Consider the following 16,742-nt stretch of genomic DNA (forward strand, 5'->3'; position numbering starts at 1 on the left):
AAAAGAGGAGTGGACGAGGTCAAATGAATTGGCATGAACTGAACCAAACCGATTTATTAAAAACAATGAATACATCGATAGGTGATGGACTGTCAGAAAAAGATGTACAAAAACGGCTTGAAAAACACGGGCCAAATGAATTGCAGGAAGGGAAAAAGGCGTCAGCTCTGATCATTTTTTTAGCGCAATTTAAAGACTTTATGGTGTTAATCTTGCTTGCAGCAACGATCATTTCTGCTTTTCTAGGCGAATACATTGATGCAGTAGCCATTGTAGCGATTGTTCTGATTAATGGAGTGCTCGGCTTTTATCAAGAACGCCGGGCGGAAAAATCCCTTCAAGCACTAAAGGAATTATCAACCCCACATGTGTATGCAAGGAGAAATCATGAATGGATCAAGATCCCGTCTAAACATCTCGTGCCAGGGGATATTGTGAAATTTTCAAGCGGAGACCGGATTGGGGCAGATATTAGATTACTAGAAACAAAGAGTCTGGAAATCGAGGAGTCTGCTCTCACTGGCGAATCCATCCCAGCAGTCAAACACGCAAGTCCGCTTTCTAGCAATCATGTCTCGCTTGGAGATTTGACGAACATGGCCTTTATGGGGACGCTTGTCACTAGAGGAAGCGGCGTGGGCGTTGTCATTGGTACAGGAATGAATACAGCGATGGGACAAATTGCCGGTATGCTGGATGCTGCAGGGAATATGGAAACACCACTGCAAAGACGTCTCGAACAGCTGGGGAAAATCCTCATTGTGGCTGCTTTATTTTTAACGGTGCTCGTTGTGGTTCTTGGCGTTGTGCAAGGACATGATTTGTATCATATGTTCCTGGCGGGAGTATCACTTGCGGTTGCTGCCATTCCCGAAGGCCTGCCGGCAATTGTTACCGTCGCACTTTCCTTAGGAGTGCAGCGGATGATCAAACAAAAATCGATTGTCAGAAAGCTCCCGGCGGTGGAGACTCTTGGCTGCGCGTCGATCATTTGCTCAGATAAAACAGGAACCATGACGCAAAATAAAATGACTGTGACCCATGTATGGGCAGAGGGCAAAACGTGGAATATTTCTGGTACGGGCTATGAGCCATCTGGTGATTTCACCTTGAACGGAGAACTTGTCCATGTAGACAAACATCCAAGTCTGCAAAAGGTGTTATTATATGGGGCGCTTTGTAATACATCGACCATCGTTGAAAAAGATGGCGAAATGAGGCTTGATGGTGATCCGACAGAGGGGGCACTTCTCACCGCAGCACGTAAAGCGGGTTTTACAGAGCAATTCATCGAAGCCGGATTTCACGTGGTAGAAGAGTTTCCTTTTGATTCAGAAAGAAAGATGATGTCAGTCGTCGTCGAAACGAATCAAAAAGAGCGGTACGTCATTGCAAAAGGTGCGCCGGATGTCCTGATGAACCGTTCAAGCCATATCATGCACGGCGGACGCACAGCTTCATTTTCAGCCACTCACAGGCAAGAAACAGAGGCTGCGATTCAAGGTTTAGCAAGACAAGCGCTGAGAACGATTGCCATTGCGTATAAAAAAATTGGTCTGACCGAAACAATCACCACTGTCCAGCAGGCTGAAACTGATTTAACATTTATCGGACTAGAGGGCATGATCGACCCGCCTCGTCCTGAAGTGAGACGAGCGATTAAAGAGTGCAGAGATGCGGGCATAAAAACAGTCATGATTACAGGGGATCACGTGGAAACAGCCAAAGCGATCGCAAAAGACTTGAGCCTTTTACCAAAGCAAGGAAAGGTGCTCGACGGAAAAGCGCTGGATCAGCTGAGTGACAAAGAGCTTGAGCAAACGGCTGAAAATGTATACGTCTTTGCACGGGTATCACCGGAGCATAAGCTGAGAATTGTGAAGGCCTATCAAAAAAATGGACATATTGTAGCGATGACAGGTGACGGGGTCAATGATGCGCCTGCAATTAAGCAAGCAGATATCGGTATCTCCATGGGCATCACTGGAACAGACGTAGCCAAGGAAGCGTCCTCTCTTATTTTACTTGATGACAACTTTGCGACCATTAAATCGGCCATTAAAGAAGGCCGAAATATTTATGAAAACATTCGTAAGTTTGTTCGCTATTTGCTCGCATCAAATGTGGGAGAAATTTTGGTTATGCTGTTTGCGATGCTTCTAGCGCTTCCGCTTCCTCTCGTTCCTATTCAAATTTTATGGGTCAACCTCGTCACAGATGGTCTCCCGGCGATGGCGCTTGGTATGGATAAGCCAGAAGGCGATGTCATGAAAAGGAAGCCGAGGAATATGAAAGAGGGGATTTTTGCTAGAGGGCTCGGCTGGAAGGTTGTATCTAGAGGGTTCCTCATTGGACTTGCGACCCTTTTAGCATTTATGTTTGTGTATCACCGTGATCCAAACAACCTGCCATATGCACAGACTGTTGCATTTAGTACGCTTGTGTTGGCGCAGCTCATTCATGTATTTGACTGCCGCAGTGAACGATCCATCTTTGAACGCAATCCATTCGGGAATCTCTACTTAATCGGTGCGGTTTTGTCATCACTTTTACTGATGTTTGTGGTCATTTATTATCCGCCGCTTCAGCCGATTTTCAAAACGGTGGCGATTGCACCAATTGATTGGCTGCTGATCATCGGTATGTCTGCACTGCCAACTTTTTTACTGGCAGGATCACTTTTGACAAGAAAAAAATAATTCGTTATGGTATAATTTTGAGGTAATAGTGTCTGCTATTACCTTTTTCATTTTATTAATATGAAAGAATTGGGTGTTTTGACATGATACGCAGTATGACGGGATTCGGCCAAGCGAGTAAAACGGATGGAGAACTGACAGTGTCAGTTGAGCTAAAATCGGTCAATCACCGTTTTAAAGAGGTTCATGCCCGTTTGCCGAGGCCGCTTTTATATTTCGAAGACACATTAAAAAAAATCATTCTTCGTCACGTGCAGCGCGGTAGAATTGAGCTGTTTGTTACGATTGAAGGCGGTAAACTAGCAAGCCGGTCCTTGCAGATCGACTGGCCGCTGCTTGATGAATACATGAAAGCCGCAAAAGATCTCGAGAAACGCTATCACATTTCAGGCATTCAGCATGCACATGACTTACTGGGGCTGGAGCATGCCGTTCAAGTAGAAGAATCGGCTAGCCGAAATGAGCAATTAGAGCAATTGCTGATGGAAGCTTGTGAAACGGCTGTCAAGGAGCTTTGCTTCATGAGAGAGCAGGAGGGAACATCACTTCAAAAAGACTGTGAGCTGAGGCTTTCTGAATTAGAGGCCTATACAGAAGAAATCAAAGTCTTTGCACCCGAGGTTGTGAGTCAGTATAAAGACAGGCTCAATCAGCGATTGCAAGAATGGATCGGAGAGGCGCTTGACGAAAGCAGATTGACAACAGAGGCTGCGATCTTTGCTGACCGCTGTGACATTACAGAAGAGATTACGAGATTGAAAAGTCACTTTCAGCAATTCCAGCAAATCTTGATGCAAGGCGGTGCTGCTGGCAGAAAACTTGATTTTCTTGTACAGGAGCTCAACCGTGAAGTGAACACCATTGGCTCAAAAGCGAACCATCATCATTTAACTAAGCTGGTGGTTGAAATGAAAAGTGCTATTGAAAAAATAAAAGAACAAGTGCAGAATATAGAATAGTCATTGTGTATGCTGTTTACAGTACGTCTCTTTCGGCGAGACTAGAGACGTTTATAATACAGGGGGACGTTAGAAGATGACCATAAAGTTGATCAATATCGGATTTGGAAACATCATTTCAGCGAATCGGATGATTTCGATCGTCAGTCCGGAATCAGCACCGATTAAACGAATGATACAAGATGCAAGAGATCGAGGCATGCTCATAGATGCTACATACGGAAGAAGAACCCGTGCTGTTGTCATTATGGACAGTGACCATGTCATCTTATCTGCCGTTCAGCCTGAGACTGTCGCGCAAAGACTTTCTGTAAAAGAAGAAATCATAGATGAAGGGCAGGGGTAATACGCCATTATGAAAGAAAGAGGACTTTTAATCGTTCTCTCTGGACCTTCGGGAGTTGGAAAAGGAACGGTCAGACAAGCCATTTTCTCCCAGGAAGATACGAAATTTGAATACTCAATTTCTGTGACAACACGTAAACCGCGTGAAGGAGAAAGAAATGGTGTCGATTATTTCTTTAAATCCAGGGAAGAATTTGAACATATGATTGAAAACAAAAAGCTGTTAGAATGGGCAGAGTATGTCGGGAATTACTACGGCACACCTGTTGACTATGTAGAACAGACATTAAGCGAAGGAAAAGATGTTTTCCTTGAAATCGAAGTGCAAGGTGCACTTCAAGTAAGAGAAGCATTCCCAGAAGGTCTTTTTATTTTCCTTGCACCGCCTAGTCTTTCAGAACTTCAGAACCGCATCATTACACGTGGTACAGAGTCTGAGGAGCTCATTCGAAATCGAATGGCTGCTGCAAAAGAAGAGATTGAAATGATGGATGCTTACGACTATGTCGTGGAAAACGATGATGTCGAGCTTGCTTGTGAAAGAATCAAAGCGATCGTCCTTGCAGAACACCTGCGCAGAGACAGAGTCGCACCAAGATATAAAAAAATGCTGGGGGTAGAATAAACTATGTTAGATCCTTCAATTGACTCATTGATGAACAAACTAGATTCAAAATACACACTTGTGACAGTATCTGCACGCCGTGCACGTGAAATGCAGATCCACCAAGATCAGCAAATCGAAAATACGAAATCTTACAAATTTGTAGGTAAAGCACTTGAAGAAATCGATGCCGGTCTTTTGACATTTGAAAAAGAGGATCAAGAATAACACATCGCTTCTGCTATGCAGATACGATACGTTCAAAAAAGTCAAAACTATGATTGGTTTTGACTTTTTTGAATTGTAGACGAATTTGTGAAAAAGGCCGTTAAGGGGGACAAACAAATGTTACAGTCAAAAAATATTTTGCTCGGCGTCAGCGGAGGAATCGCCGTATATAAAGCAGCTGCACTTACTAGTAAACTCGTACAGGCGGGCGCAAATGTAAGAGTGATTATGACGGAATCTGCTCGTGAGTTTGTGTCTCCGCTTACCTTCCAAGCTCTGTCTCGACACGAGGTGTATGTGGATACATTTAAAGAAAACAATCCAAAAGTCATTGCGCATATTGACGTAGCTGACTGGGCGGATCTCATTCTAGTTGCCCCTGCAACAGCACATACGATTGGTAAAATGTCGGCAGGGCTTGCAGATGATATGCTCACGACGACCTTACTTGCTTCAACTGCTCCTGTATGGATCGCACCAGCTATGAATGTGCATATGTATGATCACCCGGCTGTAAAGCGGAACATTCGCACATTATATGAGGACGGCTACCGGTTTATTGAACCGAGTGAAGGTTATTTAGCCTGTGGCTATATTGGAAAAGGGCGATTAGAGGAGCCTGAAAAAATAGTTGAGCACATCCGTGCATTTTTTGAAGAGCCAAAAAACTTACCGCTTTCAGGTAAAAAAGTCGTGGTGACAGCAGGTCCTACACGAGAAGTCATCGATCCTGTGCGTTTCTTTACAAATCGATCGTCTGGAAAAATGGGCTATGCAATTGCAGAGGCTGCGCAGCAAATGGGGGCAGATGTCACGCTTATTTCAGGACCTGTATCTTTAACTGCACCTAATCATGTACATGTGGTGCACGTTGAATCGGCAGAGGACATGTATCAAGCCGCATTAGCTGTGTACGAGGAAGCGGACCTTGTCATTAAATCAGCAGCAGTCGCCGACTATACCCCTGTGACCTCATATCCTCATAAAATGAAAAAACAGGACAGCGCCTTAGAGATTGAATTCACCCGGACAAAAGATATTTTAAAAGAGCTGGGGAAAAGAAAAGAGCATCAAGTGCTTGTCGGTTTTGCAGCTGAAACGCAGGATGTAGAATATTATGCGAAAAAGAAAATCGAATCCAAGCATTTAGATATGATTGTGGCCAATAATGTCACAAAAGAAGGTGCAGGCTTTGGCACAGACACAAATGTAGCAGCAATCATCAAAGCAGATGGTACAACAACAGAACTGCCGATGATGAGCAAAAAAGACCTCGCTTTTGAAATCTTAAAGGAGGCAAAACAGCTGTTGCCAAAAGAGCGTGATCGAGCATGATTGCTGAAGTTATCGTAGATGTCACAACGAAAGCCATTGACCGGCCATTCGATTACCGTGTACCAGATCGATTCAAAGATCTCGTCAAAGCGGGAATGAGGGTGGTCGTTCCCTTTGGCCCTAGGAAGATTCAAGGGTTTGTGACAAAAGTCAAAGAAGAAACAGACGTAAAAACAGGAAGCATAAAGGACATTGTCGATTTATTTGATTTATCACCTGTTCTGACAGATGAGCTATTGGAGCTTTCCCACTGGCTGACGGAAAAAACATTGTCCTATCACATTACGGCACTTCAATCGATGCTGCCTGCAGCCATGAAGGCGAAGTATGAAAAAGAAATTCAAGTGCTGTCAGATGAAGAACTTCCGCAGTCATTGAAAGAGCTTTTCGGTCAGCGAGATAGCATTCTTTACGCTGACATCCCAGCCGAACAACTAAAACAGATTCAAAAGCATGTCCAAAAAGGTCATCTAGAGGTAAGGTATCACGTCTCGCAAAAATCTGGAAAGAAAAAAGTGCGCACGCTCCAACTAGCTGCATCAAAAGATAAGCTTGAAGAAAAAAAGCAGCAGCTGAAAAAAAATGCGGTGAAACAAAAGGCTCTGCTCTCCTTTTTGCTTCAAGCGAGTGAGACGACCTTTTTAGCGAAAGACTTGCAGCAGCAAACAGGCGCGAGTTCTCAAACGCTTAAAACCTTTATTCAAGAAGGGCTGCTAACAGAAAGCTATGAAGAGGTCTACCGGGATCCTTATCGTGACCGGGCATTTACACCTTCTTCTTCACTTGACCTTATGCCAGAACAAGCAGAAGCGGCAAAACATATACATCAAGCAGTCAGTGATGACCGGCATGAAACCTTTCTGCTGCACGGGGTGACAGGAAGCGGTAAAACGGAAATATACTTGCAGACGATTGATCATGCCCTACAAAAAGGAAAAGAAGCGATCGTCCTCGTTCCAGAAATCTCGTTAACCCCTCAAATGGTTCAGCGGTTTAAAGAACGATTCGGTTCAAATGTGGCTGTACTTCATAGCGGATTATCGACAGGGGAAAAATATGATGAATGGCGGAAAATCCACCGCAAGGAAGTCAAACTTGTCGTGGGCGCGAGATCGGCTGTTTTCGCACCATTTGAAAATCTAGGCATGATTATCATAGATGAAGAGCATGAATCTTCTTATAAACAAGAGGAAATGCCTCGTTATCATGCCAAGGACGTCGCCATTGAACGAGCCAAAAGGCATCGATGCCCAGTTGTTTTAGGTAGTGCAACTCCTTCACTTGAAACCTACGCGCGTGCCAAAAAAGGCGTGTTTACATTGCTGACGCTCAAAAACCGAGTCAACCAGCAGCAGCTGCCGCACGTTTCGTTAATTGATATGAGAGAAGAATTGAGAAATGGCAACAGGTCCATGTTTTCAGAAGATTTAATGCTCAGATTAAAGGAAGTGCTTGAAAGAAAAGAACAAGCCGTCTTATTTCTGAATAAAAGAGGCTATTCATCCTTTGTGATGTGCCGTGATTGCGGATATGTGGAGCAATGTCCTCATTGCGAAATTTCTCTCACCTATCACCGCTATCAAAAACGGCTGAAATGCCATTATTGCGGTCACGAGGCACCGGTGCCAGCTGAATGTCCAGAATGCCATAGTGAGCATATTCGCTATTTTGGTACGGGTACACAGCGTGTAGAAGAAGAGCTGACAAAAGTACTGCCAGAGGCAAGAGTCATCCGAATGGATGTAGATACAACGTCTCGTAAAGGTGCTCATGAAAAGCTCCTCACATCTTTTGGCAATAAAGAAGCAGATATTTTGCTCGGGACGCAGATGATTGCAAAAGGGCTAGATTTCCCAGATGTCACACTTGTTGGTGTTCTAAGTGCGGATACGTCTCTTCATATCCCTGATTTCCGTTCAAGTGAAAAAACATTTCAGCTTCTCACGCAGGTCAGCGGCAGGGCAGGACGACATGAAAAAGCGGGCTCTGTGATCATTCAATCGTATACGCCTTCTCACTATAGTATTGAATTAACGCAGCAGCATGACTACGAAGCCTTTTATGAACAGGAGATGCTGCATCGCCGCCACCAGTCCTATCCGCCGTATTACTTTTTGGCGATGGTGACAGTATCACATGAGGAAGTGACGAAGGCAGCGCATGTCACGGATCAAATTGTTCAGTTCCTAAAAATGAACTGTGCCCCGAATACAAGAATTCTTGGTCCGGCTGCATCACCAATCGCTAAGATCAAAGATAGATATCGATATCAATGCGTGATAAAATACAAAAGGGAAAATGAACTGGCAAGTTTACTACGGAAAATACAAGATCATTATCAAAAGGAAATGGAACAAAAACAATTGATGATTTCAATAGATATGAATCCATATATGATGATGTAAAACGGAGGGCTTTAAGTGGCAGTCAAACCAATAGTCATGCATCCGGCAGAAGTACTCGAACAAAAGGCAGAGCCTGTCGATACGTTCGATAAAAAGCTCAAAAAACTGCTTGATGATATGTATGATACAATGCTTGAGCTAGATGGAGTCGGACTAGCAGCACCACAAATCGGCATTTCACAAAGAATTGCTGTTGTCGATATCGGAGAAGAAACGGGCAGAATTGATTTAGTGAATCCCGAGGTTCTTGAAGTGAAAGGAAGTCAAACAGATATTGAAGGCTGCCTGAGCTTTCCATCTTTATACGGCACAGTAGAAAGACCGAGCTATGTGAAGGTAAAAGCCTTTGATAAGAAAGGCAAACCATTTACAATAGAAGCAGAAGGATTTTTAGCAAGAGCCTTATTGCACGAAATTGATCATTTAGACGGCATATTATTTACGTCGAAAATCATTCAAACCTATACAGAAAAAGAACTTGCGGAAATGGAAGGGTGAAGAAAATGGCACGTATTGTATTTATGGGAACCCCTGATTTCTCAGTACCTGTGCTGCAGACACTTATAACAGAAGGATACGAAGTTGTCGGGGTCGTCACGCAGCCAGATCGCCCGAAAGGCAGAAAACGAGTACTCACGCCGCCTCCTGTGAAAGTAGAAGCCTTAAAGCACGGCATTCCGGTCTTGCAGCCTGAAAAGGTACGCCTTGATGAAGAAATTGATAAAGTGCTTGCCTTAAAGCCAGATTTAATTGTCACGGCGGCATTTGGACAAATTCTACCAAAACGATTACTAGATGAACCTCAGTTCGGCTGTATCAATGTACATGCCTCGCTGCTGCCAGAACTAAGAGGGGGCGCGCCGATCCATTATGCGATCCTTCAAGGCAAAAAGAAAACAGGCGTCACGATCATGTACATGGTGGAACGACTTGATGCAGGAGACATGATCAGTAAAGTAGAAGTGGAAATCGACGAATTAGACAATGTCGGTACATTACATGATAAATTAAGTGTAGCAGGCGCCGCACTATTGAAAGATACTGTGCCGAATGTTCTGAGCGGATCTATTTCTCCAATTCCGCAAAATGAAGAAGCGGCAACTTATGCACCTAATATAAAGCGAGAGCAGGAAAGGTTAGACTGGACAAAGACCGGAGAAGAGCTTTACAACCAAGTTCGCGGCTTAAATCCGTGGCCAGTTGCCTATACTGAATGGAACGGGGCTCATCTAAAAGTATGGGAAGCGAAAAAAGTTCCACTCGAAGCGCAAGAAGAACCTGGGAAAGTGATTGAGCTTCAAAAAGAAGGTCCAGTCATTGGAACTGGGAATAAACAAGGCCTTTTATTAACAGGTGTACAGCCAGCTGGTAAGAAAAAGATGAGCGGCGAAGACTTCTTAAGAGGCGCAAATATCGAAATGGGACAGAAATTAGGGTTAATGAATGAAGAAAAGTAATGTAAGAGAAGTAGCGCTGGACGCTTTAATCAAACTCGAACAAAACCAAGCTTACAGTAATTTGCTTTTGCAGTCAGTTATGAAAGACAAAGACTTGGCAGATCAGGACAAACCGCTCTTAACAGAGCTTGTGTACGGTACACTGCAAAACAAGCTGGCATTAGATTATATGCTGGCACCATTTGTGAAAAAACCGCAAAAGGTGGCTCCGTGGGTCATGCAGCTTTTGCGGATGTCTCTTTATCAAATGGTGTACCTTGAAAAGATTCCAGATCGTGCAGCCATCCATGAAGCGGTTGAGCTAACGAAAAAGAGAGGGCACAAGGGCATTTCTTCACTTGTGAACGGCGTTCTTCGATCCGTGCAAAGAGAAGGCGTTCCGGCTTTTGATGACATCAAAGATCCAGTCAAGCGGCTTTCGATTGAGACAAGCCACCCATTATGGCTCGTGCAGGAATGGGTTCAGTCGTACGGATTTGAAGCGGCAGAAAGCATGTGCCGCATTCATTTAGTACCGCCAAAGCAAACCCTTCGTGTCAATCGAATGAAAACGGAGCGCACAGCACTGCAGCAAGAACTGCTGGATGCCGGAATTGAAACGGAGCTTGGCGACTTATCTGAAGATGCACTTAAGCTGATGAAAGGGTCTATCGTTTCAACTCCTTCTTTTCAAGAAGGCTATGTGACCATTCAAGATGAAAGCTCAATGCTTGTCGCAAGAGCACTAGACCCTCAGCCGGGAGAAGCTGTGCTTGACGCCTGTGCGGCTCCAGGCGGAAAATCAACACATATCGCAGAGCGTATGAACGACGAAGGACAAATTGTTTCACTTGATTTGCACGAACATAAAGTGAAACTCATCAAACAAGCAGCAAAACGCCTGAACCTTACTCAGATTGAAGCAAAAGCGCTTGATGCAAGGAAGGCAAAAGACGATTACAGCGAAGCTTCATTTGACCGGATTCTGATTGATGCGCCGTGTTCTGGTTTTGGCGTCATTAGACGAAAACCAGATATGAAATATACAAAGTCTCCAGAAGACTCAGCAAGGCTTGCTTCAATTCAGCAGGCAATCTTAAAAGAAACAGCTCCGCTTTTAAAGCCTGGCGGAACCCTTGTATATAGTACATGTACAATGGACCCAACAGAAAATCAACAAGTGATTCATGCGTTTTTACAAGAACACCAAGACTTCGAACCCGATCTATCTCTTAATGAACGGCTGCCTGAGCAGGTTGCTCCGTTTGTTCAAAACGGAAGTGTGCAAATTCTTCCTCATTATTTCGGAACAGATGGTTTCTTTATTTGCAGCATGAGAAAGAAGGGATAAAAAATGACAGAACAAAAAGTAAGAAAAGAACTGAAAACAGATATGCCGTCGATCTATTCATTTGAGCTTCACGAAATGAAAGAATGGTTAAAAGAACAAGACGAAAAGCCTTTCCGCGCAGCTCAAATTTTTGAGTGGCTTTATGAGAAACGTGTGACATCCTTTGATGAAATGTCTAACCTCTCCAAAGATTTAAGAGAAAAATTAAAAGATCAATTTACAATCACAACATTAAAAACCGTGATCAAACAAACGTCTCAAGACGGAACGATCAAGTTTTTATTTGAACTGCATGATGGTTATACAATTGAAACAGTGCTTATGCGTCATGAATATGGAAACTCTGTCTGTGTGACAACACAGGTTGGCTGTAGAATTGGCTGTACATTCTGTGCATCTACACTCGGCGGTTTAAAACGAAACCTTGAAGCCGGAGAAATCGTTGCACAAGTATTAAAAGTACAGCAGGCACTTGACGAAACAGACGAGAGAGTCAGCTCTGTTGTCATCATGGGAATTGGCGAACCGTTTGATAACTTTGAAGAAATGCTTGCTTTCCTTAAAATCATCAACCATGATCATGGCTTAAATATTGGTGCACGCCATATTACGGTTTCGACAAGCGGAATCATTCCAAAGATCTATCAATTCGCTGATGAGCAAATGCAAATCAACTTTGCTGTGTCATTGCACGCACCGAACACAGAGATCAGAAGCCGCCTAATGCCGATCAATAAGGCATATAAGCTGCCAAAATTAATGGAAGCCATCGAATACTACATTCAAAAGACGGGTAGACGTGTCAGCTTTGAATACGGCCTGTTTGGCGGAGTAAATGATCAAGTTCACCATGCAGAAGAACTTGCAGACCTATTAAAAGGAATCAAGTGCCACGTGAACCTCATTCCGGTGAACTATGTACCAGAGAGAGATTATGTGAGAACACCTAGAGAACAAATCTTCCTATTTGAAAAAACGCTAAAAGAACGAGGCGTAAACGTAACGATTAGACGAGAGCAAGGCCATGACATTGATGCTGCTTGCGGTCAGCTAAGAGCGAAGGAGCGTCAGGAAGAGACGAGGTGACGAATGTTGATAAGGGCAGCCTTTCTTACCGATACAGGAAAAGTCCGTCAGCATAATGAAGATGATGCAGGTATTTTTGAAGCAAAAGAAGATTCACTTCTCGCTGTTGTAGCAGACGGCATGGGAGGTCATCTTGCTGGTGATGTCGCCAGCAAGATGGCAGTCTCTTCTTTAAAAGAATACTGGGAAGAAACATCTTCAATTCCAGAAAAGCCAGCCGATCAAGAAAGCTGGTTAATCTCAAAAATCAGTGACATTAATGACCAAGTTTATGAACATGCGCAAAACAATGAGGAGTGCCAAGGAATGGGGACGACTATTGTATGCGCGCTCGTTCATTTGCAAACGGTCACAATTGCGCATATTGGAGACAGCCGCTGCTACCTGCTAAGAGAAGGAGCGCTGACCCAATTAACAGATGATCATTCACTCGTGAATGAGCTTGTGAAAACAGGTGAAATTTCAAAAGCGGATGCAGAATATCATCCAAGAAAAAATGTGCTCACGAAAGCATTAGGAACAGATAAACATGTTCAAATTGATGCACGTACTTTTGAAGTGGACCCAGGAGATCAAATCCTGCTTTGCTCAGATGGTCTATCGAATAAAGTAGAAGAAGAGAATTTGACTCATATATTAACGCAAACGACCGCGCCAGAGGAAAAAGTAACAGAGTTAATACAAACAGCGAATGACAACGGCGGTGAAGATAACATTACAGCAGTACTGTTAGAAATCTCCTCCCAGCCAGAGGAGGGTGACAGCAAGTGTTGATCGGAAAAAGGATCAGCGGCCGTTATCAGATTCTTCGCGTCATAGGCGGAGGCGGAATGGCCAACGTCTATTTGGCGGAGGATATGATTTTAGATCGCGAAGTAGCGATTAAAATTTTGCGGTTTGACTTTGCGAGCGATGATGATTTTATTAGACGTTTCCGGCGGGAAGCGCAGTCAGCTGCAAGCTTAGATCATTCGAATATTGTCAGCATCTACGATGTTGGGGAAGAAGATGACATTTATTATATTGTCATGGAATATGTCGAAGGGATGACGCTGAAAGAATACATACACGCCAATGGCCCGCTTCATCCGAAAGAAGCCGTTCGCATCATGGAGCAAGTCGTTGCGGCGATGGAAGAAGCCCATGCGAAACAGCTCGTCCACCGAGACATTAAGCCTCACAATATATTAATAGACAATATGGGGAACATCAAAGTCACTGATTTTGGGATTGCCATGGCACTCAGCTCAGCGACCATTACCCATACAAATTCTGTCCTAGGCTCCGTGCACTACTTGTCTCCAGAACAAGCACGCGGGGGTCTTGCAACGAAAAAATCAGACATCTATTCACTTGGGATTGTGCTCTATGAACTCATCTCAGGACGCATGCCATTTGAAGGAGAATCGGCTGTCAGTGTTGCGCTGAAGCATTTGCAATCAGAGCCGCCATCTGTGAGAAGATGGAATCCTTCTGTTCCACAAAGCGTGGAAAACATCATTTTAAAGGCGATGGCCAAAGATCCATTTTATCGATATGAAGATGCATCTGAAATGCAAAAAGACTTAAAAACCGCTTTCGATCCAGCCAGATTAAAAGAAAAACGCTTTGTTATTGAAGAAGACCATGAAGCAACGAAAGCGATCCCAATCATTCAAGATCATCAAATCGATCAAGACAATGAAAAAACAGCCGTCCATCCGGCTCAAAAACCGAAGAAAAAAGAGAAACAAAAGCCGAAAAAGAAACGAAAAAAATGGCCATGGATTGTGGCATCCATCTTATTTATATTGACTGCTGCGTCAATTTTAGCCATCACTGTGTTTCCAGGGCTGCTTTTTCCAAAAGATGTGGAAGTCACAGATGTATCTGGCATGACGGTTGAAAAAGCAGAAGATACCTTAAAGAAAGCTGGGTTTACCGTCGCTTCGGAGTCAATAGAGATCGCTGATGAGAAAATTGAAAAAGGTCTCGTCGTCAAAACAGACCCGAAAATCGGCACAAAGGTCAAAGAAGGAACAGAGATTCAGCTTTACGAAAGTACTGGCAAGGAAAAGACCGAATTACCTGATGTTACAGGCGAAAAGGTCGATAAAGCAAAAGAAATATTAGAGAAAAAAGGGTTTAAACAGGTCGTTGTGGAGGAAGTGAATGATAATGACACCGAGTCTGGGATTGTCATGGAACAGAGTCCTTCAGCGAATACTGAGCTTGTAGCAGCAGATGAAGAAGTCACGTTGACTGTCAGCATAGGTCCTGCCGATATTACATTACGTGATTTAACGACGTATAGTAAGCAAGCGGCATCGAATTATTTAGAGGATAACGGCTTAAAGCTTGATGAAAAAGAAGCGCATTCTGACGATGTGCCAAAAGGCGAGGTCATGAAGCAGGAACCAGGAGCAGGAACGGCTGTTAAACCAGGTGATACGGTCAAGATTACATTCTCTCTTGGACCGAAGGAAAAACCAGCTAAAACGGTAACTGAAAAGATTGAAATCCCTTATGAACCAGAAGCGGAAGGGCAGGAGATGAATGTCCAAATTTCCATTGATGATGCGGAGCATAGCATCTCTGATTCATACGAAAGCTTTAAAATCACTGCGCCGACTGAACGGACCATTAAATTTAAGATTGAACCAGGTCAAAAAGGATATTATCAAGTGACGGTTGATGATAAAGTCGTCAGCTCGAAAACGATCGAATACCCTGATGATGAATAAAGGAGGGACTTTATGCCTGAGGGCAAAATTATTAAAGCAATAAGCGGATTCTACTATGTGCTGGATGAGTCGCAAGAGAGTGGAAAAGTAGTTCAGTGCAGAGCGAGAGGCATCTTTCGAAAAAACAAAATTACACCTCTTGTTGGCGATTACGTCGTGTATCAAGCAGACAATGATAAAGAAGGCTACTTATTAGAAGTAAAAGAACGGACAAACGAACTTGTTCGTCCGCCTATTAGTAACGTTGATCAAGCGGTACTTGTTTTCTCAGCGGCAGAACCAGCCTTTAGCACCTCACTTTTAGACAGATTTTTAGTGCTTGTAGAAGCCAATCATATTGAGCCGATTATCTGTATCACTAAAATTGACTTATTGAAAACAGACGAAGAGCGTGAAACCATCAAGGCATATGCAGACGACTATCGGCAAATTGGTTATGAGGTTCATTTAACCTCTACGATTGAAGGAGATGGCATTGAGAAGCTGACCCCGCATTTTCACAATAAAATCACGGTATTTGCCGGTCAGTCTGGTGTAGGCAAGTCCTCCCTTTTAAATGCGATGAGTCCTGAATTGGCGCTGAAAACAGATGATATCTCATCCCATCTCGGACGAGGAAAGCATACGACAAGACATGTCGAACTCATTCGAACAGCAGACGGGCTCATTGCAGATACTCCGGGCTTTAGCTCGCTCGAATTTACTGGCATCGAAGCAGAAGATCTAGGTCTATACTTTTTAGACATTAGAGACCGGAGTGCAGATTGCAAATTTCGAGGCTGCCTGCATGTGAAAGAGCCTGGCTGTGCGATAAAAGATGCGGTCGAGCATGATCAAATCAAAGAATATCGCTATCAGCATTATTTAGAGTTTTTAACTGAAATCAAAGACAGAAAGCCGAGGTACTAAATCATGGTTTATATTGCCCCTTCCATTTTATCAGCAGATTTTGCCAATTTGGAGAAAGATATCCGTGATGTGGAACAAGGCGGTGCAGACTACATTCACATCGATGTCATGGACGGTCATTTTGTTCCGAATATGACATTTGGGCCAAATGTCGTTGAAGCGATCAGACCACATACGCGTCTTCCGCTTGATGTTCACTTAATGATTGAGCAGCCAGATCGGTATATTTCTGCATTCGCAAAAGCAGGCGCTGATATTATCTCTGTTCATGTGGAAGCTTGTCCGCACTTACACCGAACAATACAACATATGAAAGAACAAGGTGTAAAAGCAGGGGTCGTCTTGAATCCGCACACACCTGTTTCTCACATTGAGCATGTATTAGAAGATGTGGACCTTGTGTTATTCATGACAGTGAACCCTGGTTTTGGGGGACAGGCATTTATTCCATCTGTCCTCACGAAGGTAAAAGAAGTAAAAGCACTGAGTGAACAAAAGGGCTTAACCGATTTACTAATAGAAATAGACGGCGGTGTCAATGTAGAGACTGCAAAGAGCTGCAAAGAAGCAGGCGCTAATTTACTAGTAGCGGGCTCTGCGGTATATGGTAAAGAAAACCGCGCAGCAGCGATCCAGGCAATTCGAGAAGCGTAAAGGAAGGA

General features: G+C 43.7%; 15 protein-coding genes. All 15 read left to right on the top strand.

Features of this window, described 5'->3' with window-relative positions; genetic code table 11:
• Nucleotides 1-23 precede the first annotated feature (23 nt).
• Nucleotides 24-2,699 carry a calcium-translocating P-type ATPase, SERCA-type gene (locus QRN39_RS05850; RefSeq protein ID WP_284906443.1) on the top strand — a complete coding sequence of 892 codons (2,676 nt, stop codon included), beginning with the start codon at nt 24-26 and terminating at the stop codon, nt 2,697-2,699.
• Between the two features lie 83 nt (nt 2,700-2,782).
• On the top strand, nt 2,783-3,658 hold the full coding sequence (locus QRN39_RS05855; RefSeq protein WP_003211878.1) for a YicC/YloC family endoribonuclease: 876 nt from the start codon (nt 2,783-2,785) through the stop codon (nt 3,656-3,658).
• Between the two features lie 76 nt (nt 3,659-3,734).
• The gene (gene remA / locus QRN39_RS05860) at nt 3,735-4,004 is read left to right on the top strand and encodes an extracellular matrix/biofilm regulator RemA (RefSeq protein ID WP_008344898.1); all 270 of its coding nucleotides are present in this window, start codon (nt 3,735-3,737) and stop codon (nt 4,002-4,004) included.
• A gap of 9 nt (nt 4,005-4,013) precedes the next feature.
• The gene (gene gmk / locus QRN39_RS05865) at nt 4,014-4,628 is read left to right on the top strand and encodes a guanylate kinase (protein ID WP_003212381.1); all 615 of its coding nucleotides are present in this window, start codon (nt 4,014-4,016) and stop codon (nt 4,626-4,628) included.
• 3 nt (nt 4,629-4,631) lie between these two features.
• Nucleotides 4,632-4,835: a DNA-directed RNA polymerase subunit omega gene (gene rpoZ, locus QRN39_RS05870; RefSeq protein ID WP_003211647.1), complete on the top strand. Its 204-nt coding sequence runs from the start codon at nt 4,632-4,634 to the stop codon at nt 4,833-4,835.
• A gap of 117 nt (nt 4,836-4,952) precedes the next feature.
• The gene (gene coaBC / locus QRN39_RS05875; protein WP_284906447.1) at nt 4,953-6,170 is read left to right on the top strand and encodes a bifunctional phosphopantothenoylcysteine decarboxylase/phosphopantothenate--cysteine ligase CoaBC; all 1,218 of its coding nucleotides are present in this window, start codon (nt 4,953-4,955) and stop codon (nt 6,168-6,170) included.
• Nucleotides 6,167-8,575: a primosomal protein N' gene (gene priA / locus QRN39_RS05880; RefSeq protein ID WP_284906449.1), complete on the top strand. Its 2,409-nt coding sequence runs from the start codon at nt 6,167-6,169 to the stop codon at nt 8,573-8,575. The genes coaBC and priA overlap by 4 nt, the downstream gene beginning before the upstream one ends.
• Nucleotides 8,576-8,590: 15 nt before the next feature.
• Nucleotides 8,591-9,073, top strand: coding sequence for a peptide deformylase (gene def / locus QRN39_RS05885; RefSeq protein WP_050945066.1), 483 nt, complete (start codon nt 8,591-8,593; stop codon nt 9,071-9,073).
• 5 nt (nt 9,074-9,078) lie between these two features.
• A complete protein-coding gene (gene fmt, locus QRN39_RS05890; RefSeq protein WP_050945065.1) occupies nt 9,079-10,032 on the top strand; it encodes a methionyl-tRNA formyltransferase in 954 nt (317 codons plus the stop codon).
• On the top strand, nt 10,019-11,362 hold the full coding sequence (gene rsmB, locus QRN39_RS05895; RefSeq protein ID WP_226805172.1) for a 16S rRNA (cytosine(967)-C(5))-methyltransferase RsmB: 1,344 nt from the start codon (nt 10,019-10,021) through the stop codon (nt 11,360-11,362). Before fmt ends, rsmB begins: the two co-directional genes overlap by 14 nt.
• Before the next feature lie 3 nt (nt 11,363-11,365).
• Nucleotides 11,366-12,448 carry a dual-specificity RNA methyltransferase RlmN gene (gene rlmN, locus QRN39_RS05900; protein ID WP_003212089.1) on the top strand — a complete coding sequence of 361 codons (1,083 nt, stop codon included), beginning with the start codon at nt 11,366-11,368 and terminating at the stop codon, nt 12,446-12,448.
• 3 nt (nt 12,449-12,451) lie between these two features.
• Nucleotides 12,452-13,222, top strand: a complete 771-nt coding sequence (locus QRN39_RS05905; protein WP_284906452.1) for a Stp1/IreP family PP2C-type Ser/Thr phosphatase — start codon at nt 12,452-12,454, stop codon at nt 13,220-13,222.
• The gene (gene pknB / locus QRN39_RS05910) at nt 13,216-15,171 is read left to right on the top strand and encodes a Stk1 family PASTA domain-containing Ser/Thr kinase (RefSeq protein ID WP_003212486.1); all 1,956 of its coding nucleotides are present in this window, start codon (nt 13,216-13,218) and stop codon (nt 15,169-15,171) included. The genes QRN39_RS05905 and pknB overlap by 7 nt, the downstream gene beginning before the upstream one ends.
• 12 nt (nt 15,172-15,183) lie before the next feature.
• Nucleotides 15,184-16,080, top strand: a complete 897-nt coding sequence (gene rsgA / locus QRN39_RS05915) for a ribosome small subunit-dependent GTPase A (RefSeq protein WP_284906455.1) — start codon at nt 15,184-15,186, stop codon at nt 16,078-16,080.
• A gap of 3 nt (nt 16,081-16,083) precedes the next feature.
• Nucleotides 16,084-16,734, top strand: a complete 651-nt coding sequence (rpe, locus tag QRN39_RS05920; RefSeq protein WP_284906457.1) for a ribulose-phosphate 3-epimerase — start codon at nt 16,084-16,086, stop codon at nt 16,732-16,734.
• Nucleotides 16,735-16,742: the final 8 nt, after the last annotated feature.

Source organism: Bacillus sp. lyk4-R2A-2 (assembly GCF_030209735.1).
GTDB lineage: Bacteria > Bacillota > Bacilli > Bacillales > Bacillaceae > Bacillus > Bacillus pumilus.